At 74.9% G+C, this 825-nt stretch carries 1 protein-coding gene and 1 pseudogene; both read left to right on the top strand.

The window, feature by feature from the left end; translation table 11 throughout:
- Nucleotides 1-579 (top strand): aldehyde dehydrogenase family protein (locus tag QYM41_RS17570; protein WP_368801059.1); only part of this gene is annotated, 579 nt, incomplete at its 5' end.
- Nucleotides 580-622: 43 nt separating this feature from the next.
- Nucleotides 623-825 (top strand): annotated as a pseudogene (locus QYM41_RS17960) (hypothetical protein); the annotation flags it as partial.

Here is an 825-nt window from a genome sequence, read left to right as displayed (position 1 = left end):
AACAAGCGGATGATCGTCATGGACGACATCTACGACGAGTTCGTCGCCGAGCTGACCCGCCAGGCCGCCGCCCTGACCCCGGGCGACCCGGCCGCCGGCGCCCCCGGGACCTTCGCCCCGCTGTCCTCCCGGGCCGCGGCCGAGACGCTGGCCCGCCAGATCCAGGACGCCGTGGACGCCGGGGCGACCCTGCACACCGGCGGGACCCTCGCCGAGGGCCCGGGCGCGTACCTGGCCCCGGCGGTGCTCACCGGGATCACCCCGGACATGGCCGCCCACCACCAGGAGCTCTTCGGCCCCGTGGCCGTGGTCTACCGGGTCGCCGACGACGCGGAGGCGCTCGCCCTGGCCAACGACACCCCCTACGGGCTCGGCGGGGCGGTCTTCAGCACCGACCCCGACCGGGCGCGCCGGGTGGCCGAGGGCCTGGACTCGGGCATGGCCGCCGTCAACGCCGCCGAGGCCGAGGGCGCCGGCATGCCCTTCGGCGGGGTCAAGCGCTCGGGCTACGGCCGGGAGCTGGGCCCGCTGGGCATGGACGAGTTCGTCAACAAGCGCCTGCTCTACATCAACGACTGACCCGGACCGGGGCGGTCGGACACCGCCCCGGTCTCCCCCCGGCGTGCAGACCCGCCACCTCCGAGGAAAGGTTCCCGTGGACACCATCGCACCGCCCCAGACGACCGCCCCGACCAGACGGGGAGCACCGGCTCCCGCAGAGACGCACGCACGGCTGCGCCGCAGCCTCAAGCCCCGCCACCTGACGATGATCGCGATGGGCGGGGCCATCGGCACCGGCCTGTTCGTGGCCTCGGGCAACACCAT

Source organism: Kocuria oxytropis (assembly GCF_040981195.1).
Lineage (GTDB): Bacteria > Actinomycetota > Actinomycetes > Actinomycetales > Micrococcaceae > Kocuria > Kocuria oxytropis.
This window is presented reverse-complemented; position numbering and strand designations above follow the sequence as displayed.